At 66.5% G+C, this 19,247-nt stretch carries 16 protein-coding genes and 1 tRNA gene; 9 read left to right on the top strand and 8 right to left on the bottom strand.

The window, feature by feature from the left end; translation table 11 throughout:
• The 4 genes from DL238_RS12095 (at position 1) to DL238_RS12080 (ending at position 3,534) form a co-directional block, all read left to right on the top strand.
• Positions 1–522: a 2'-5' RNA ligase family protein gene (locus tag DL238_RS12095; RefSeq protein WP_115492497.1), complete on the top strand. Its 522-nt coding sequence runs from the start codon at positions 1–3 to the stop codon at positions 520–522.
• Positions 523–636: 114 nt separating this feature from the next.
• Positions 637–713 (top strand) — tRNA-Met (locus tag DL238_RS12090).
• A gap of 111 nt (positions 714–824) precedes the next feature.
• Positions 825–1,106, top strand: a complete 282-nt coding sequence (locus tag DL238_RS12085; protein WP_115492496.1) for a UvrB/UvrC motif-containing protein — start codon at positions 825–827, stop codon at positions 1,104–1,106.
• Positions 1,107–1,293: 187 nt separating this feature from the next.
• Positions 1,294–3,534, top strand: a complete 2,241-nt coding sequence (locus DL238_RS12080; RefSeq protein WP_115492495.1) for a TonB-dependent receptor — start codon at positions 1,294–1,296, stop codon at positions 3,532–3,534.
• 58 nt (positions 3,535–3,592) lie between these two features.
• Here DL238_RS12080 and DL238_RS12075 read toward each other — a convergent pair whose 3' ends face one another.
• On the bottom strand, positions 3,593–6,934 hold the full coding sequence (locus DL238_RS12075; RefSeq protein WP_115492494.1) for an amidohydrolase family protein: 3,342 nt from the start codon (positions 6,932–6,934) through the stop codon (positions 3,593–3,595).
• 123 nt (positions 6,935–7,057) lie between these two features.
• A complete protein-coding gene (locus DL238_RS12070) occupies positions 7,058–8,818 on the bottom strand; it encodes a DEAD/DEAH box helicase (RefSeq protein ID WP_115492493.1) in 1,761 nt (586 codons plus the stop codon).
• 225 nt (positions 8,819–9,043) lie between these two features.
• Here DL238_RS12070 and DL238_RS12065 point away from each other — a divergent pair, with 225 nt between their 5' ends.
• The 3 genes from DL238_RS12065 (at position 9,044) to DL238_RS12055 (ending at position 12,459) form a co-directional block, all read left to right on the top strand.
• Positions 9,044–10,027 (top strand): NAD(P)H-binding protein, encoded by a 984-nt coding sequence (locus DL238_RS12065; RefSeq protein WP_234031060.1) that lies wholly within the window; start codon positions 9,044–9,046, stop codon positions 10,025–10,027.
• A gap of 187 nt (positions 10,028–10,214) precedes the next feature.
• Positions 10,215–11,501, top strand: coding sequence for a DUF2254 family protein (locus DL238_RS12060; RefSeq protein WP_181883904.1), 1,287 nt, complete (start codon positions 10,215–10,217; stop codon positions 11,499–11,501).
• A 46-nt stretch (positions 11,502–11,547) separates the two neighbouring features.
• The gene (locus DL238_RS12055; protein ID WP_407640846.1) at positions 11,548–12,459 is read left to right on the top strand and encodes an HpcH/HpaI aldolase/citrate lyase family protein; all 912 of its coding nucleotides are present in this window, start codon (positions 11,548–11,550) and stop codon (positions 12,457–12,459) included.
• A 6-nt stretch (positions 12,460–12,465) separates the two neighbouring features.
• Here the strand turns inward: DL238_RS12055 and DL238_RS12050 are convergent, their stop codons facing one another.
• The gene (locus DL238_RS12050; protein ID WP_115492490.1) at positions 12,466–13,263 is read right to left on the bottom strand and encodes an enoyl-CoA hydratase-related protein; all 798 of its coding nucleotides are present in this window, start codon (positions 13,261–13,263) and stop codon (positions 12,466–12,468) included.
• A gap of 130 nt (positions 13,264–13,393) precedes the next feature.
• Between DL238_RS12050 and DL238_RS12045 the strand changes: the two genes are divergently transcribed.
• A complete protein-coding gene (locus DL238_RS12045) occupies positions 13,394–14,176 on the top strand; it encodes a tyrosine-protein phosphatase (protein WP_115492489.1) in 783 nt (260 codons plus the stop codon).
• 77 nt (positions 14,177–14,253) lie between these two features.
• Positions 14,254–15,237, top strand: coding sequence for a thioredoxin-disulfide reductase (gene trxB / locus DL238_RS12040; protein ID WP_115492488.1), 984 nt, complete (start codon positions 14,254–14,256; stop codon positions 15,235–15,237).
• A 119-nt stretch (positions 15,238–15,356) separates the two neighbouring features.
• Here trxB and DL238_RS12035 read toward each other — a convergent pair whose 3' ends face one another.
• Genes DL238_RS12035 through DL238_RS12015 form a run of 5 tightly spaced genes read right to left on the bottom strand, consistent with a single transcriptional unit; the run spans position 15,357 to position 19,219 of the window.
• Positions 15,357–15,830 (bottom strand): MAPEG family protein, encoded by a 474-nt coding sequence (locus tag DL238_RS12035; RefSeq protein ID WP_115492487.1) that lies wholly within the window; start codon positions 15,828–15,830, stop codon positions 15,357–15,359.
• A complete protein-coding gene (locus DL238_RS12030) occupies positions 15,827–16,264 on the bottom strand; it encodes an MAPEG family protein (RefSeq protein ID WP_115492486.1) in 438 nt (145 codons plus the stop codon). The genes DL238_RS12035 and DL238_RS12030 overlap by 4 nt, the downstream gene beginning before the upstream one ends.
• Positions 16,265–16,314: 50 nt before the next feature.
• Positions 16,315–17,025: a class I SAM-dependent methyltransferase gene (locus DL238_RS12025; protein ID WP_115492485.1), complete on the bottom strand. Its 711-nt coding sequence runs from the start codon at positions 17,023–17,025 to the stop codon at positions 16,315–16,317.
• Positions 17,025–18,239: a DUF3419 family protein gene (locus DL238_RS12020; protein WP_115492484.1), complete on the bottom strand. Its 1,215-nt coding sequence runs from the start codon at positions 18,237–18,239 to the stop codon at positions 17,025–17,027. Before DL238_RS12020 ends, DL238_RS12025 begins: the two co-directional genes overlap by 1 nt.
• Before the next feature lie 26 nt (positions 18,240–18,265).
• Positions 18,266–19,219: a threonine ammonia-lyase gene (locus DL238_RS12015; protein WP_115492483.1), complete on the bottom strand. Its 954-nt coding sequence runs from the start codon at positions 19,217–19,219 to the stop codon at positions 18,266–18,268.
• Positions 19,220–19,247: the final 28 nt, after the last annotated feature.

Below are 19,247 nucleotides of genomic sequence, written 5' to 3'. Positions count from 1 at the left end.
ATGGGCGATTCACCGCTGATCCTGACGGCGCAGCTTCCGGATGACCTTCAGGGTTGGGCCACGGGTCTTCGCAACGCGCATTTCCCGCCGGAACGCAATTATCTGGCCGCACACGTCACGCTGTTCCATGCACTGCCCGGCTTTTGCGAGGCCGAGGTCATTGCGCAGGTGCGCCAGCTCGCCAAGGAGTTTGCGCCCGTCGATGCGAGGATCACGGGCGTCATGTCGCTGGGCGGCGGAACCGCGATCCGGATCGAGAGCGATGGCATACTGCGGCTTCGCGCGATGATCGCCGAACATTTCCACGGCATGCTGACCGAGCAGGATTCGGGCGGCAAGCGGCTCCATGTGACGGTTCAGAACAAGGTTTCGAAGGCCGAGGCGAAGGCGCTGCAAGCGCAGCTCGCGCCTCAGGTAAGCGAGCGCCCGTTCCGCTTTCGCGGGCTTGGCATCCACCGCTACGAAGGCGGTCCTTGGGGCTTAGTGGACGACGTGAATTTTCGGGGCAAGGCGCGCGCCTGACGGTGTGTGAAGTGGCGGCTTGACCGCCACGAGCGCGCGCCCTAAGAGCGCCGCCTGCCGTCGAGCAACCGCTCCGGCAGGCCCTGTGTCGCGCATCTGCGTGGCAAGACTTGGGGCGGAGTAGCTCAGGTGGTTAGAGCAGCGGAATCATAATCCGCGTGTCGGGGGTTCGAGTCCCTCCTCCGCTACCATTTTCGCGTCCGGTTATTGGATGACACAGCATGGCGGCATCCGATCCGATCGCCAGCGCATCCTGCCCCGACGCGCTGGCACCGAAACCCGGACCGATGCGTTGAAGGGTGATGGACAAGACGATGGAAGACCTGCAGCGCGAAATGGAAGCCGCCGCGAATGCGCTCGATTTCGAGGAGGCGCGGCGACTTCGTGATCAGATCAATCTCCTGCGGGGCGGGGCCGATGCCGCGGACGCCGCAGGGGCCGACACTTCGGGTCTGGTCCGCCAGCGGCCCGGCGCGATGGGCCTCGGCACGAGCAGACAGCGCCCGGTTCCTCCGCCGGAGTGGAAGCCGCCGCCAAAGCCCGACCTGATGACGACCGGCTCGTCTTCCCGGAAACGCAAGTGAGGCCCTGAGGGGCGGTTTTGTGGCCGTCCCGATAATCCCTCCCGGTGCTGCTACGAACGAAGGGCATGGCGCATCGCTCTAAGGGCGGGTGTGGAGAACTGGCAGCGCGATATTCCGCCGCCCGAAGTCAGCGCCTAGTGCGCCCGGGCGTCACCTGCCCGGCGCGTTTCCATCGATGAGATCCTGAATGAAATCCTCCGGTTGCGCGGTCATCTCGCTGGCCGCTTGCGCGATCCCCGGCACGGCTATCGCGCAGGGGGCAGTCGGACAGGTGCCCGCAGACGACGAGGTCATCGTCGTCACGGCCACGCGGCAGCCGCTCCCGATCGAGCGTGTTCCCGGATCGGTCCTGCTGCTCGATGAAGACGCGCTCGATCAGGCGCAGGGCTTTACCGGCGCCGAAGACCTTGCCGAACTGCTGCCCGGGGTCGAAGCGGCGGTCGCGAACGGCACACAGGTCGCGTTCCAGATCCGCGGTATCGGCGCGGTCGACCATCAGGCGCTGACGCCGACCGCCGCTGCCGTCTACGCCGACGGCGTTTTCAAGGCGACCAACGTGCAGACCAGCGCGCTGCTCTACGACCTGGCGCGGGTGGAGGTGCTCAAGGGTCCGCAAGGGACGCTGTATGGGCGCAATGCGTCGGCAGGTGCCGTCAACTTCATCACCCGGAGACCCGATGCCGAGGACGCTAATTACGCGCGGCTGGGCTATGGCAATTTCGACCGCATCGATGTCGATGCGGCTGTCGGCGGTCGCATCGCGGATGGAGCGTATGCGCGCCTTGCGACCACCTATGTCAGCCGTTCGCCAGTGTTGGAGAATGTCGCAGGCCCCGCCGAGGCGGGCGGTGAGACCGACGAGTTCGGCCTGCGCCTTTCGGCACTGCTCGACCGGGCCGGGGCCAGCATGCTGCTGCGCGGCCATTACGAGCAGGACAAGGGCATCAACCCGATGCCGCGCAACTCCTCGCTCGATCTGGGCAAGCACAAGATCGAGTCGGCTGGCGACGGCGTGCAGGACAGCGACAACGCCTTCTACGGCGTCTCGGCCGAAACGACGCTGCCGCTGGGTGAGTGGGAGCTGTTCTCGCTCACCGCATTCGAAGGCTATCGCCAGAACTACGGGTTCGATTTCGACGGTACCGCAGCGCCTTTCGGCGATCCCTCGTCGAACGCCAATCTCTCCTATGCGCGCGACTTCGCCCAGTTCTCAGAGGAAGCGCGGCTGAGCCGGCAGTTTACCGGCGGGTCGGTGCTGCTGGGTGTCGCGGCTTCGCTGGAGGATTTCAGCCAGCGCTACACGATCTGGTGCGGCGAGCTCGATCCGCAGACGGTGGTCGGCTCGTGCAACTACGTCGGCGCCCCCGGACGGGTAGGGCCCACCCCGGCGAGCGATGCGCCCGCTGCGACGCTGGTGACAGATATTGCGCAGGAGCGCGTGTCGCTCGCCGCGTTCACCTACAACACGCTCGAACTGGCGGAGCGGCTGACGCTTACCGCCGGGCTGCGCCTGACCTACGAGGATATTCGCGGGCAGGGCGAGGGCGTGCACATCTTCCGCGACGGGGTGCGTGCCTTCAACGATCGCGATGGCCTGGGCCCCGCGAAGGGTAGCAATGTCATCGAGACGACCCGGCTGAGCGGCAATGCGGCGCTGAGCTACGATCTTGGCGGCGCAAACGCCTACGTCTCGATCGCCAATGGCTACAAGTCGGGCGGCTTCAATGGCGAAATCGCGAACAACGCGCTGCATTACGCCGACGAGGGGCTTTTCGCCGCGGAGACCGTCACGACGATCGAGGCCGGGGTGAAGGGCAAGGCGGCCACGCTGCGCTATTCGTTCGCGGGCTTCCACAGCGATTATCAGGATCCGCAGGCGAGGATCTTCGTCGAGTTCGCTCTGCCCGACGGTTCGACCATCGTCTCCAACTCGCTCTCCAACCTCGATGCCGCGCGGTCCTACGGTCTCGAGGCGCAGCTGGGCTGGACGCCCGTCAGAGGCCTCGATCTCGAGCTCGGAGGGGTCTGGAACCGCGCGCGCATCCGGCAGGAGAGCGCCATCGGCGGCAATGCGGACCTGTACGACGGCCAGCCGCTTCCCTTCGCACCGGATCTCTCGGCCAATGCCCGGGTGCGCTATCAAACGCGGGTCAGCCGTGACGTCGCGCTTGCACTCAGCACGAATGCCAACTTCCGCAGCCGCTTCTATCTCGACCCATCGGGCTTGGCGGAACGCAGCCAGGGCGATGTGCTCACGCTTTCAAGCCGGGCCAGCCTCGCGTTCGAGCGATCCGGGATCGAGGTGAGCATCTGGGGCCGCAACCTCACGAATCGCGATTACGCGGTCTCGGGCTACGGCTTCATTGGTTACAACACCTTCCGCTCCGACCCGCGGACCTTCGGAGGATCGGTGACCGTCGCGTTCTAGGCTGACTTGGCGGCGAGGGCGCGGCGTATGGCTCCGCGCCCCCGGCACATGTCTCTCGCTATTCCCACCAGTAGGGTGCGCGCTGGGCGTCGCCCGTCACGATCTCGTTCATGGTGGCCGCATCATAGGCGCGTCCGCCCAGCACCACAGTATCGACGCGTTCGGTGTTGCGGATATTTTCCAGCGGATCGCCATCGAGAATGACCAGATCGGCGAGCTTGCCCGGTTCGAGCGAGCCGATCTCGCGGTCCATGCCGAGCGACTTTGCGGGCACGATGGTCGCCGCCTGCAGCGCTTCCAGCTCGCTCATCCCGCCGCGCACGAAGGACCAAATCTCCCAGTGGGTGCCGATCCCGGCCTGCTGGCCATGCGCCCCGATCGAGACGAGTACGCCAGTATCGGCGATCCGCTTCGCCTCGCGCGCAACATCGTCGTCGATGAAATCGCCTTCGGGTGCGGTCGTGCGCCGGGCATTGCCCGCGCGCAGGATTGCTGGCGGCGTATGGGCCTGGAGCAGCGGCTGCGCGAACACGTCGGTCGCCTGACGCCAGTAGGGATCGCCTGCCAGCCCGCCGTAACCGACCACCAGCGTGGGGGTGTAATTGGTGTCCGACTGGCCGAAGAACTGCAGCACATCGTCGTAGATGCGCATGACGGGGATGTTGTGCTCCAGCGTCGAGTTGCCGTCGGCGATGAGGTTCAGGTCCATGCCGAAGAGCGAGCCGCCTTCGGCCACGACGAGCATGTTCTCCCGCCGCGCGGCCTCGACCACCATCTGGCGCTGTTCGCGCCGTGGCTGGTTGTAGTTCTTCACGCTGGGCGCACCTTCCGCCTTCAGGCGACGGACATGGTCGAGCGCGTCCTCCAGCGTGTCGATCTGTGCGTAGGCGCCGGGCGCACGCGCGCCGTAGATGATCCGTCCCGTGCTGAAGAGGCGCGGGGCCAGCAGGCGACCGGTGCGCTGCAGATCTTCGGCGACGAAGAAGGTCGATCCGCTCGAAGGATCATGGATCGTCGTCGTACCCAGCGCCAGATTCTGGATAAGGCTCCAGTTCTGCTCCGGCACCAGTTCGCCATCGCCCGTGGGGCCGTGCGCGTGGGCATCGATAAAGCCGGGCAGGATCGTCTTGCCCCTCGCGTCGATCGTGGGCGTGCCCGCCGGGTAGGTCATCGCGGCGGTCGGCCCGATGGCGGCGATGCGGCCGTCCTGGACCAGGATCGTCGCGTTCTCGACGATCCCGCCATCATCGTCGGCCATCGTCACGACTTTCGCGCCGGTGATCGCGAGACTGCCCGTGGCGATTGCGGCGGGTTCCGTTCTTAGCATCGAAACGCCCGTCTGCGGAGGCTGATAGGCCGGACGGTCCTCACCCTCGGCTGGCGGGGCCGACGGGAAGAGTGCTCCCAGCGTGGCGGTATAGAGTGTGGGCCCGAGCGACCAGTGAACCCGCTCGCCCCCGCTCGACCAGTGGACGTAGTCCGCCGCCGAATCCGACAGTTCGACCACCGGCAGATTCTTCGCCCCGGCCGAAATGGTCACCGACTGCCCGCCCGGCATCAGCGGCATGGCGAAGGCGTCGAAGTTCTCGGTGAAGGCGAAGAACTTGCCCGAGGGCGAAACGGCATAACCGGTCACCAGCTCGCCGCTTGCATGGACCCGTCGCGCCTCGCCGTTGAGGTCGACGGAGACGAGCTGCTGGGAGCCGTCCTGTGACGCGGTCATGAAGATGCGGTCGCTTGCCGCACCGAAATGCGGGTTCGATCCCGACCGGCTGACCAGCGTCTGCGCTCCGCCACTGGCGGCGACGCGGTAGACACCGGGATTGTCGCTGTATTCCGGCGCGGTCAGGTAGCCGCCCGTGCCGCGTTCGAACACGATGGTCGATCCGTCGGGCGAGAATTCCGGGCGGGCGTAATGGCCCGGCCTGTCGGTGACCGCACGCTCGCCCCGGCCGTTCGCTCCCACCGTGCGGATCTGGCCGAGGCCGTCGTCGGTCCAGCGCACGAAGGCAATGCGCGATCCGTCGCGCGACCAGCTGGGGTAGAGCTCCATGCCGTCCTGCGAGCTCGTCAGGCGGCGCATGGTCCCGCCGCCGGCGGGCATGGTGTAGAGACGCCCCAGGCTTTCGAAAACGACCGTGCGGCCGTCGGGGGAGACCTCCGCGAAGCGCGGCATGGTCACTTCGACGCTGGCTTGCTGGACGGGGATGACCGGGTGGGGCGCGTCGGCGAGGCCGCGCGTATCGTCGATCGCGAAGGGAATCTCGCGCGCGTTCGATCCGTCCGCATCGACGCGCCAGATCTTTCCGCCGGCCCAGAACACGATCGACTGGCTGTCCGGCGTCCAGTCCATGTTGGGATAGACACCCGTGACCGCCCAGGTCTCCTGCACGTCCTGATCGAGATCGTCGTAGATCTTGCGCTCCGCGCCGCTTTCGAGGTCGCGCACATAGAGCTTCGAGCGCGTGTTCTCGCGACGGACGAAGGCGATCTTGGTGCCATCGGGCGAGGGGGTGGGGCGAACCGCGCCGCCCAGACCGCCGACCGCGGTGGTCGTTTCACCGCTCGTGAGATCGTAGCGTTCGATATTGAACAGCTCGGTGTTCGAATCCTGCGCATATTCGAAGATCGGGCCGGGCGTGACGTTGCGCGTGTAGTAGATCGCGTTGCCGTCGGGCGCGTAGATCGGCTCGCCGAGCTCTTTCTGGTGCTGCGGATTGGGGCGTTCGACCAGCGCAACGCCGCTTCCGCCCGAGACATGGTAGAGCCAGACCTCGCCAGTGCCGAGCGAACGCCCGGTCGTGAAGTGCTTCTTGGCGGCGATGAACTGTCCGTCGGGCGACCAGGTCGGCTGATGGACGAGGCGGAAATCCTCCTTCGTCAGCTGGCGCTTGTCCGATCCGTCGACATTCATGATCCAGATATTGTCGCCGCCGCCGCGATCCGACGTGAACGCGATCCGCGTGCCATCGGGGGAGAACCTCGGCTGGACCTCCCAGGCGAGGCCTTCCGCAATCCGGGTCGGCGTCCCGCCGTCGATCGGGATCGTGTAGATATCGCCCAGCACATTGAAGGCAACCAGACGCCCGTCGGGGGACACGTCGACATCGACCCAGGTGCCTTCGCTGGTGCGGATCGGCACCTGCGTGATCGGCACCCCCGGCGGAGCGTTGACGTCCCAATCTTCCTCGTCATCTTCGGCGGCGATCGACTCTCCCGTAGGACCGTCCTCGGGCGACTGTTCGGGCAACGTGTCCTGCCCGGTGAGCGGACGCAGATTCTCGTCCTCGGTCGCTTCGGTCTCCTCGACCGGATCGGGCTGACTTTGCGGCGCGGGTGCCTGCGCCAGCGCGGTGCTCGAAAGAAGGGCGGTCGTGAGGAGAAGAAGCGTCGATTTCATGCCTGGATCCTGCTGCCTGAGTGCGCCGCGCAACCTAGAGCGCGTTCACCGCAGTGCAAGCGACACCGACGCCCCCGCGCAGATCCAGGCCGGAGGGCGGCGCAATCGAGGCCCCTTCCGCGACTAGTCGTGCTTGTTTTTCGCTTTCTTCGGGGGTCCCTTGCCTTTCGGGCCGGGCCTGGCGCCTGCGTCATTGTTCTTGCGGTGGGGCTTGGGCCTGCCGTCGCGGCGACCCGGAGGCGGGCTCTTGCGATTGGCGCGCGCCGCATCGCGCGGCGCGGTGGCCGAGGCTTCGATGCGGACTTCGTCGCCATCATTGCCGTCACCCGCAGTACGGGCCAGCGCGGCGGAGAACTTGTCCGCTATCGCGCGCGGAATCTGGAAATAGGTCTCGTCCGGGCCGATCCGGATGGCACCGACTTCGTTGCGGGTAATGTGCCCGCGGCGGCACAGCAGCGGCAGGATCCAGCGCGGGTCGGCATTGCGGCGGCGACCGATGTCCATCTTGAACCAGACCGTGTCCTCGAACCCGGGGCGGTGCTTCTCCGCCTTTGCATTGCGGCGCGCCTCGGGCGTATTCGCGATCAGATCCTCGGGCTCGGGCATCTTGGCGCGGTGTGAGGCCACCAGCATGCTCGCGAGCTCGCGCGGAGTGCGCTGCGCGAGCAGCGCATCGACCAGATCGCTGTCGCCTTCGTCGGGCTCGACCGCGGTCAGCAGGGTCTGCATCAACCGATCGCGATCCTTGGCCCTGATCGCCTCGCGGTCGGGCGCATCGGTCCACTTGGCGTCGATCTTCGCATTGCGCAGCATCTGCTCCACCCGGCGGCGGCGCGAGAAGGGGACTACCAGGACGGCGGTGCCCTTGCGGCCCGCGCGGCCCGTGCGGCCCGAGCGGTGCTGCAGCGTCTCCGCGTCGCGCGGAATCTCGACATGGACCACCAGGCTCAGCGTGGGCAGGTCGATCCCGCGCGCCGCGACATCGGTGGCGACGCACACGCGCGCACGCCGATCGCGCAGTGCCTGCAGCGCCTGGTTGCGCTCCGACTGCGAGTTCTCGCCCGAGAGCGAGACGACCGCAAAGCCGCGTTCCTGCAAGGTCGCATGAAGATGGCGGACCTTTTCGCGCGTCCCGCAGAACAGGATCGCGGTTTCGGCCTCGTGAAAGCGCAGCAGGTTGACGACCGCGTTTTCCACCTCGGGCGGAGAGACGACGACCGCTTCGTAGGAAATGTCGCCATGGCCGCGATCGGCGCTGACGGTGGAGATGCGCAGCGCGTTGCTCTGATAGCGACGGGCCAGCGCCTCGATCGGCTTGGGCATCGTGGCGGAGAACAGCAGCGTCCGGCGGCCTTCCGGCGTCGCGTCGAGGATCGTCTCCAGCTCTTCGCGGAAACCCATGTCGAGCATCTCGTCCGCTTCGTCGAGCGTCACGGCCTTGAGCGCCGACAGGTCCAGCGCACCGCGCTCCAGATGATCGCGCAGGCGGCCCGGGGTGCCGACCACGATGGTCGCACCCGAGCGAAGCGTCTTGCGCTCGGCCGAGGGGTTCATCCCACCAACGCAGGTCGCGACGCGTCCGCCCGCCGGGGCGTAGAGCCAGGTAAGCTCGCGGCTGACCTGCAGCGCGAGTTCGCGGGTGGGGGTGATGACCAGCGCGAGCGGGGCAATGGCGAAGGGGACCTTGCCGTTATCGTCGAGCAGCTGGCGCGCGACGGCCAGGCCGAAGGCAACCGTCTTGCCCGAGCCTGTCTGCGCCGAGACCACGAGATCGCGGCCATTCGCTTCGGGTTCGAGGACGGCTGCCTGCACATCGGTCGGCTCGGAATAGCCGCGTTCGGTGAGCGCGGTCTGCAGGGTGTCAGGGAGGTCGGAAAAATTCATGTCGGAACCTTGGGAAGCAATGCACGCGCGCTGGGCGACCCAGGCGGCTGGACTTGGTCATCAGCTGTGCGGAACGGGGGAATCGACGAACGCTGTCCGCTCGGCGAGGTTGCGGCGCCTATACGCTATTAATGCCGCCATGGCTTGCGAAATATTTCGCAGCCTGAATTGGGGCTGTCGGAGCTATCCCTCGCGCCTGGTCGCGATGTCACCTAATCTGTTGCGATGATGACCGATCGAGCACCGCGCCGCATACTCGTCCTGGGAGGGACGGGCACGATCGGGCGCGCGACGGCGCGGGTACTGGTCGCGCGCGGGCACGATGTCGTCTGTCTGGTCAGACGCGCTCCCGATCCTTGCGTCGGTGCCGACCTCGACGGAGCGGAGCTTCGGCTCTGCGACGTCACGGACCCGGCTTCGCTTGCGCGCGACGGCATCCGTGGAGAGCGGTTCGACGTCGTGCTTTCGTGCCTCGCATCGCGGACGGGGGCACCCGAGGACGCCTGGCGGATCGACCACGACGCCCATGTGGGTGCGCTGAAAGAGGCGAAGGCGGCGGGCATACCGCACATGATTCTTCTATCCGCGATCTGCGTCCAGAAGCCGAAACTGGAGTTTCAGAGGACGAAGCTGGCGTTCGAGACGAAGCTGATCGAGTCCGGTATCGACTATACGATCGTGCGGCCCACCGCCTTCTTCAAGTCGCTCTCGGGTCAGGTCGAACGGGTCCGGCAGGGCAAGCGGTTCGTGATGTTCGGCGACGGCACCTTGACCGCCTGCAAGCCGATCAGCGACGATGACCTCGCCGCCTATCTGGCCGATTGCATCGACAATCCGGAGCGGCGCAACCGCATCCTGGCTATCGGCGGCCCGGGAGAGGCGATCACGCCGCGCATGCAGGGCGAGCAACTGTTCGCGATGCTTGGCCAAACGCCGCGCTTCAGGCAGGTTCCGGTTGCGCTGCTCGACGCGATCATCCTCGCGCTCGCCACTGCGGGACGCTTCGTACCTGCCTTGCGCGCCAAGGCCGAACTCGCGCGCATCGGGCGCTACTACGCGACCGAGTCGATGCTCGTGCTGGACCCCGAAACCGGCCGCTACGATGCCGATGCGACGCCTTCGACGGGCTCCGAAACATTATTCGATTACTATCGGCGCCTGCTGCGCAGCGAAGCGACCGCCGAGCGGGGCGAGCACGCGGTCTTCTAGGAGATGCACGGTTTCGCGTCCTGTCTTTGGCGGGGCAGTGCTTCGAAGCGGCGCGGCGCGCTCGATCCGGGGTCGTCGTGCCACTCGCCTTCATCATCGCCACGGATAAAGAGCCGCAGGGTGAACCATTTGGGACGAGCGCGGTTCTGATCTTGATCAGAACTCACACCGGCGGGGACTCCTCCACTTGCGCAAGCCAGAAACATCGATCGGACCCTCCACCGGACTGGCCGGCTGGATCGCCCACCGCCTGCTGGCGAACTACTGGTTCCTTGCGCTGTGCGCCGTGCTCGCGGCGCCGTGCGCGATCGCACTGTCGCTCGTCGCCGACCGTGCAGGAGCGACCGCTTGGCTGCTCGATCGCGACCTCGCGCCAGTGCAGACTTCGGATGCGGCGCAGGAAGTGGTCGGCATCGTCGCCGGAATAGATGCTGCCTTCATCACGCTCTATTTCTCGATCTCGCTGATCGTCCTCACCATTGCTGCCGGCAATTTGGGCGTGCGCCTGATTGATCGTTGGCTGGGACGCCGGCTGGTCAGGGTGTCGATCGGCGGCCTTTCATTCAGCCTCGTCTTCGCGGTGCTGGCCCTTGCGGCGATCGACAGCGAGGCCGACCTAGCCGAGACGCCGCTGGTCACGGTCGCGCTGACGATCGCGCTCCTCGGCGTCAATGTGGCGATGCTGGCGGTTGCGCTGCACGACCTCGGGCGCACCATGTTCGTCGACAAGGCGATCGACGCGCTGGCGACAGATGCGTCGGTCAGCGCCTTCGAGGTCGTTGGGCGCGAAGCTTTCGCGGGCGATTTCGCGCAACAGATCGCGGCGCCGCGTCACGGCTACGTCGAAGGCGTCGACCTCGAATATCTCGGCGGGCATCTGGCCGATCATGCGGGGGCGATGCGCATCTGCGTCGCGCCTGGGCAGCACGTGCTGGAGGGCGAGCCGCTGGCCCTGTTCGAGCGCGAGCTTTCCTCGCCCGAAGAGGTGCGCAAGTCGATCCCGATCGGGCCTTTCCGGAGCGACAGCCAGGGATCGGTATTCCAGATCCGGCTTCTGGTGGAGATTGCTGCGCGGGCACTCTCGCCCGCGGTCAACGATTTCTACACCGCGCTCGCCGCGGCCGATGCACTGACCCAGGTGATGCTGCGACATGGAGCGAACTGGGTCGACGAGGGGCAGATGCCGGTTTCCAGCGCTCACCCCGGTTTCGAACTGCCGGGCCAGGATTTCAGGGGCCTGTTCGACGATCCGCTCGACGCCTTCCGGCAAGCGGCGGCCGACTATCCCTCGGTCGCGATCCGCATGATCGCCAATTACGGGCGCATCGTCGCGCTTTGCGACGGGAATTCGGGACTGGTGTCTTTCCTGCGGGAAAAGGCACGGGAGCTGTGCGAACATGCCGTGGCCTGCGCCGAGGTGGAGCGCGACCGGCACGACATCGAAGCCGCTCTTGCTCGTGTGAGCACATCCTGATCGCTTGCTCTGGTGAGCGGTTCGACTTGCCGCTAGAGCGGACGCGATGATGACTTCCGATGCCAGCGCCAGCGCGCGCTCTGCCGATATCCGCCCGTGGGCGGCCCGCTCGCTCCTTTTCGTGCCGGGGGCTTCGCCGCGCAAGCTGGAAAAGGCGCTGGACTCCGAGGCTGACCTGATCATCCTCGACCTCGAGGATTCGGTCGCCGAAAGCGCCAAGCCAGCCGCGCGCGATCACGTGGCGGAGGCACTTTCAGGCCAGGGCCGGGCAAAGCCGCTATGGGTGCGAGTCAATCCCATGGATACGGCGCATGCGCTCGACGACCTCGTCGCGATCGTGAAGCATCGCCCGGACGGGATCATGCTGCCCAAGGCGACCCCGGACGAAACGCGGCTGCTGGGCCACTATCTCACCGCGCTGGAAGCCGCATCCGGCATCGAGGCGCAGACGATCCGCTTGATCGTCGTCGCGACCGAAACCGCGCCCGCACTCTTCCGCCTCGGCGATTACGCGGGCGTGCCCCGCCTCGACGCGCTGACCTGGGGCGCGGAAGACCTCGCCGCCGCCTTCGGGGCCTCGGCGAACCGGACAGAGAATGGCGACTTGCTCGAACCCTTCGCGCTGGCGCGCACCCTGTGCCTCGCCGGGGCGAGTGCGGCCGGCGTCGCACCGATCGAGACGATCGACCCCAATTTCCGCGACGAAGACCGGATGCACCGCACCGCGCAGGCCGCCCGCACCCTGGGCTTTCGCGGCATGATGTGCATCCATCCGGCGCAAATCGGGCCGATCAACCGGGCGTTCACGCCCTCGGAGGAAGACCTGGCGAGGGCGCGCAGGATCGTCGCGCTGTTCGAGGCGAACCCGAATTCGGGCGCGCTCCAGCTCGATGGCGAGATGATCGACATCCCGCACCTGAAACAGGCGCGCGGGCTCCTCTCGCTCGTCGGCGAGTAGCGACCGCTACTTCCCCTTGAACTGCGCCTCGCGCTTGCCGAGGAAGGCGGTCACGCCCTCGATGAAATCCTCGCTGTTGCCCGCGATCCGCTGGGCTTCGGCCTCGGCATTCATCGCATCGGACAGGCTGCCCGATTGCGCGCCCCGCACCAGCCGCCGGATCTGACCCATCGCCACGGTCGGGCCATTCGCCAGCTTTTCGGCGAGCGCGCGCGCCTCGTCCATCACCGCATCGTCCTCGACGCAGCGGTTGACCATGCCCAGCTCGTAGGCGCGGTCCGCCGGGATGCGCTCGCCCAGCAGCATTGCTTCCATCGCCGCCGGAATGCCCGCCGCCTTCGGCAACACCCAGGTCGCGCCGCCATCGGGCACCAGCCCGATATTGACGAAGGCCTGCAGGAAATAGGCGGACTTGCCCGCCACGATCAGGTCGCCCGAGAGCGCCAGCGTGCAGCCGATCCCCGCCGCCGCACCGTTGACGGCCGTCACCACGGGGATGTCGAGCCCTGCGAGCGCGAGCATCAGCGGGTTGAAACTGGTCTGCAGCGACCGGCGCGAGGCGTCGCCGGGCCTCGATCCGCCGCCGCCAAGGCTGCGCCCGCTGAGGTCCGCGCCCGAGCTGAAGCCGCGGCCTTCGCCGGTGATGAGCAGTGCGCGCGCTCCCATGCCCGGCAGCGCGTCGAACGCCGACATCATCTCGTTCACCATTTCGGGCGACATGGCATTCATCTTGTCCGGCTTGTTCAGCGTCAGGGTGACGACCCCGTCCGCCTGCTCGACGCGAATGGTCTGGTAGTCTGCCATGCTGCTCTCCTCGATCCCTTCAACCTTTGCCCCATCGGTTCGAGCAATCGCGCCGATTTGGCAAGGGTTGCGGTTTGCAATTCGTCGTCACCGGTTGCGCGCCGGCGCGGCTCCTGCCACCCGATCGGGCATGACCGAAACACCCACCTTCTACGCGACCGAGGGCATCCACAATTTCCGCGACTACGGCGGCTACCCGACGCAAGGGGGAGGGCGGGTGCAGACCGGGGTGCTGTTCCGTTCAGGCCAGCATTTCGAGGCGAGCGAGGCGGACCTGCGGACCTTCGCCGATTTGGGCATCCGCACGGTGATCGACCTGCGCGGCAATGCCGAGCGCGAGCGGCATCCGTGCCGCCGGCCGGACATGTGGGATGGCGAGGTCGTGTTCTACGATGGCGAGACCAGCTCGCGCCCGCCGCACGAACCCGATGAGCCGATCAAACTGACCGCCGAGAGTGCGCATGGCCGCATGCTCAAGGTCTATAGCCGCATGCCGCACAACGCGGCGATGCAGACGATCTTCGGGCAGTACCTCAACGCGCTGGCGCAGCGCGACGGGGCGAGCCTGGTCCACTGCTTCGCGGGCAAGGACCGGACCGGGATCGCGGCGGCGCTGCTGCATCACATCCTCGGCGTGTCGCGGGCAGACATGCTGACCGAGTTCCTCCACACCAATGATGCGCCGACCTACGACATTCTCGAGCGGCAATCGCTTCCCGGGATCGAGGCGCGGCTGGGCGGACCGCTCGACCGGGCGGCGGTGAAGGAACTGATGGAAGTGCGCGAGGCCTATTTCCATCGCTTCGTTGAGGTCGTCGACGAAGGATGGGGTTCGCTCGACTCCTTCCTTGGACAGGCGATTGGTGTGGATGACGCGCTGCGGGAGCGGTTGAACCAGCGCTTCGTCGTGTAAGAGCCGGGCGTGACTCTGGGGGCCGCGATCCCCATACTTGCAACCCAAGACTTCAGACGGACAGGAGAGCTTCGCACATGGCGACGCACCGCACCAAGATGCTCATCATCGGTTCCGGCCCGGCGGGCTATAGCGCGGCCATTTATGGCGCGCGCGCCATGCTCGAGCCGGTGATGGTTCAGGGCCTGCAGCCCGGCGGCCAGCTGACCATCACCACCGACGTGGAGAACTACCCCGGCTTCGCCGACGTGATCCAGGGCCCGTGGCTGATGGAACAGATGCGCGCGCAGGCGGAGCATGTCGGTACGAAGATGCACTGGGACACGATCGTCGAGATCGACCTGAAGAACGGATCGCCGTTCCGCGCGGTGGGCGACAGTGGCGACGAGTATATCGGCGACACCGTGGTGATCGCGACCGGCGCTTCGGCCAAGTGGCTCGGGGTGCCGGGCGAGCAGGAGCTGGGCGGCAAGGGCGTGTCCGCCTGCGCGACGTGCGACGGCTTCTTCTACCGCGGCAAGAAGGTCGCGGTGATCGGCGGCGGCAACACCGCGGTCGAGGAAGCGCTGTATCTCACCAACCATTCGGACGACGTGACGCTGATCCACCGCCGCGACGAGCTGCGCAGCGAGAAGATCCTGCAGGATCGGCTGTTCAAGTCCGACAAGATCACCCCGATGTGGAACAAGACGGTGGAGCGGTTTGAGGCGGGCGATAACGGCGCGCTGCATCATCTCGTCCTCAAGGACACCGTGACCGGCGAGGAATCGACGATGGAAGTCGACGGGGCTTTCGTCGCGATCGGCCATGCCCCGGCGACCGAGCTGTTTACCGGCCAGCTGCCGACCGACGATGGCGGCTACCTGATCGTCGAGCCGGGCACTCCGCGGACCGAGATCCCCGGCGTGTTCGCGTGCGGCGACGTGATGGACCACACCTATCGCCAGGCGGTGACCGCGGCGGGCACCGGCTGCATGGCCGCGCTGGATGCGGAACGGTTCCTCTCAGGCCTCGAGATCGAGCTCGACGGCCATGTCGAGGAAGCCGAAGCGGCTGAGTGAGCCGAAAGCTCCTCCCCCTTGAGGGGGAGGCTGGGTGGGGGTGTATCCAGGTTGGTGGCTGGTACCCCAACCCCCGGCCCCTCCCCATGGGGAGGGGAGAATTAGCCGGGCATCGCTTGCTAGACCGAACCGAGCAGGTTTTCGCTACCGCCTGTTTCGACCCCGAACACCCGCGCCGCCGCAATGCCGATCAGCGCGATCAGTACGAGGCTGGACATCGCGAACAGCACGAAACGCACCATCACGCGGTTCGCGGTGACCTGGACCAGCGTGTGGATGATCCGCAGGCCGGTATAGATCCACGCCAGCAGCGCCGGAATCCCGTCGCCCGCACCGATGATTGCGAGCACGATGCCGACCGCGTAGAACACCGTCGGCTGTTCGTGCAGGTGGTTGTAGTTGTGCGCCTTCCACTGGACTCGGTCGGGCAGGAGGCGATCGAAATCGAGGTCCTTCCCGCCGCGCAGGTGCCTAGTGTCGATATCCCTGTTCGCGTGCATGGCGGGGATGCGCGTCGCGTACATCCACGCCCACATGATCATGGTCCAGATCATCAGCGCGACGAGGGGTTGCAGGATGGACATTCCGATCATGCCGGGCCTCCCAGAGTTGCGACGAGCGCCTGAATCGCGAGCACGATCAGCGCGATGGTCGAGGCGATGAAGAGCAGGAAACGCACGGCCACGATATTGACGGTCGCCTGCCAGATCGAATGCACGATCCGCAGGGCCACATAGATCCACGCCATCAGGATCGCGAGCGGGCTGGGGCCGGTGATGGCGAGGATCACGACCGTGGCGTAGAACAGCGTCGGCTGTTCCATCAGGTGGGCGTAGTTATGCGCCTTCCAGTTGATCCGGTCGTCGATGACGCCTTCGAGATCCTGCCCGCGTCCCCCGCGTTTGGCATCCTTCAGGCCGCTACCCGCCTTGCCCATTGCCGGAAGGCGGGTCGCCGCCATCCAGAACAGCATGATCAGCGACCATGCGACGAGCACCGCTGCCGGTGCGAGTATTTGAGCCTGCATTCAATCCCCCTGAAATATCGCCCGGAGGGTGGCGGTGAGCATGGGGCCTGTCAATCCAGTGCCCCGGCCACCGATCCCGCCACTGGCCCGGGCACCGCATCATTGTCGCGATAGAGCCGTTCGAGCCGGTAGTATCCGCCCATTCCGTCGCGCCCCTCGCGGCGCCAGCCCGGCTCCTTGCCAAGGCTTTCGGCCACGTCGGGCAGATCGAGCCGGGGCGAAACGTGGAACTGCTTCAGCCACCACCTGAGGATACGCGCGCCGAGCGTGTCGCGCGCGCTGTAGCTGCCGAAATCGACCACGTGCAGCGATCCGCCCGGCGCGACCAGCGTTGCCGCGTGGCGCAAGGCGCGCTCCCAGTCGGGGATCATGGAGACCGAATAGGACAGGATCACGCGCTCGAAGGTCGGGCGGCCCAGCATCGCGCGCGCATCGAACTGGCGCGCGTCGCCCGGCGCGAGGATCGCAGCCGTGCCGAGCTTGGCCGCCGCGCTCTTGAGCATTTCCGCCGAAATATCGATCCCGAACAGCTTCGTGCCGGGGTACGCCTGCTGCACCTTGGCGAGGTTGCGGCCGGTACCGCAGGCGATTTCAAGCACGCCGTCGCCGGGCGCGCAGTCCAGCCCCCGGATCAGGTCGTCGCGCCCGAAGAGGTAATATTTGCGCGTGAAATCGTAGATGTACTTCTGGCCGCGATAGATCGAATCCATCAGCGCCGCGTGATCGTGCGCTTTCCCGTCCTTGTGCCCCCCCGCTGCCATTACGCGAGCTCGTAGAGGTGGACGCCGCCGTAGATCGAGCTGCGGTCGCGCTCGGTCAGGTCCTTCGACAGTTCCTCGTGGTATGTCCACTGGTCGAGGATTTCGTTCGGCACCCGGCCCGGCAGCAGGCTCGGCTCGGCAGCCGTGCGGAACAGCACCCGGGCACCCTTGCGCGCAGTACGCGTGACTTCGCGCCACAGGTTGGTCAGCTGGTGGTCGTCCATCCAGTCCTGCGCGTCGAGGAAGACGTAGCGGTCGAGGCTCATCGCGGGCTGGGAGGAGAGGAATTCGGACAGGTTGGCGCGCTGCACGCTCAGCTTCGCCACACGCTCGCGCAGGTTCGCGTAGTTCTCGCGCTGCAGATAAGGGGGGAGCGGCGCGTCCTCGTCCTTCGAATAGCCGCGATTGAAGGCCTGCCAGGCGAAGTAGTTGTCCTTCACGTCGAAATCGCAGGCGAGCTTCTCCAGCCGCTTGCGTAGCACTTCGGCCATCTTCTCGTCGCCCGCCAGCGCGTCGTATTGCGCAGGGGGAATGCCGAGGCCGAAGAGCGAGGCGGGCTGGTTGGTCACCCAACGCACGAACTTCTTGTCGAACACCGGCGCGAGCTCGGCCTCGAAAACCTCGCGCTGCTGTTCCACCGTGGGCGCTTCGAGCACCTTGCGCAGGTCCACGCCGTAGAGCTTGGCGAAAAGGTGCGCCATGCCGATGAAATTGCCGAGCAGGCCCTGCTTGTAGATCCCGCGCTGGAACTGCGTGATCCGGCGACGGCCGCGAATGTCGCGGCCTTCCCAGTACTTGCGGCTTTCGTCGTCGAGCAGCGGCGCGATGCGATCCTTGTAGATCGCCACATTTTCCTTGTAATCCGAATGTGCGAAGAAGCGGCGGAAAAGGTCGTAGCTGGGCAGCGCGTTGATCGCCGCGATCTTGAGGCGCCCCAGTGCGATATGCGCGCGGTTGAGGTCGACCGCAGTGATCGCTTCGGGGTTGGCGGTGAGGTAGCTCAGCGCGTTGCAGCTGCCGCTGGCGATGCACAGCACGCGGCTGTTCTCGTCGATCTGCAGGCCTTCCATGTCGACCACCGGGTCTTCCCAGATCTGTGCATAGACGAGGCCGCGAAAGGCTGTGGCGAAGGCCTTGTCGAGCAGAGTGTCCTTGAGCCCTGAGCTTTTACGGACCACCGAGCGGTCGATGATGTGGGCTTCGGCTTGCGCCATGGCGGGTCTTTCTCCGGTTGCGGTGTTCAGGCTGCGCCGGGAGCGATGGTCGCGGCAAAAGCCGTGGGGTCCACATTGCGTCCGGTCAGCATGATGACGGTATCGGCAGGCAGCGCTAGCTTACCGGCTAGGGCTGCCGCAAGGGCCGCTGCGCCTCCGGGCTCTGCGACAAGCCCCAGTTTCGCAAAGGCAAAGCGCTGCGCGGCACGCACCTCTGCATCATCGACGGTCAGCGGGCGCGTGCGTTCCCGTGACAGCGTGTCGATCACGATCTGCCCGGTCGCATCGGGACGCAGCGCGTCGCAGATCGTGGGCGGCGCATCGGGGCCGACGCGCTGCGGGCTGCCTGCGGTGATGCCCCGTGCGACCATGTCCCAGCCTGCTGGCTCGACGGGCGCAATGGTGCTCTCGGGGCAGGCGAGGGAGAGGCCTGCCGTCAGGCCGCCGCCACCGCAGCACACGAGGATGAGTGGCGGCTGCTTGCCGAGCTGCTGCGCAATCTCGATCCCGGCAGAGCCCTGGCCTTCGATCACCCACGCATCGTTGAAGGCATGGACGAAGACCGCGCCACGTGCCTCGACCTCGCGCGACGCGACTTCCTCGCGGTCTTCGCCGGGCCGTTCGTAGAGAACGATTTCAGCGCCCAGCGCGCGCGTCGCTTCCAGTTTCACCTTGGGCGCATCGCGCGGCATCACGATAGTTGCGTCGATACCGAGCTTCTTGGCCGCCCAGGCCACGCCCTGCGCATGGTTGCCGCTGGAGACCGCAACCACGCCGCGTGCGCGTTCATCCTCGGTGAGGTTGGACAGCCGCCACCAGCCGCCACGGATCTTGAATGCGCCGATGGGTTGCAGGCTCTCGGCCTTCACCCAGCACCTCACGCCGCCGATCTCGACCGGCAGCAGCGGCGTGGGTTGCAAAATTTGCGCGATGCTCTCGGCGGCGGCGCGAACGCCGTCTGCTGCGGGTTTGCGGGTCAAGGCGCGCGCCTCCTGACACACCTGACAC

It is taken from the genome of Alteriqipengyuania lutimaris (assembly GCF_003363135.1).
GTDB lineage: Bacteria > Pseudomonadota > Alphaproteobacteria > Sphingomonadales > Sphingomonadaceae > Alteriqipengyuania > Alteriqipengyuania lutimaris.
This window is presented reverse-complemented; position numbering and strand designations above follow the sequence as displayed.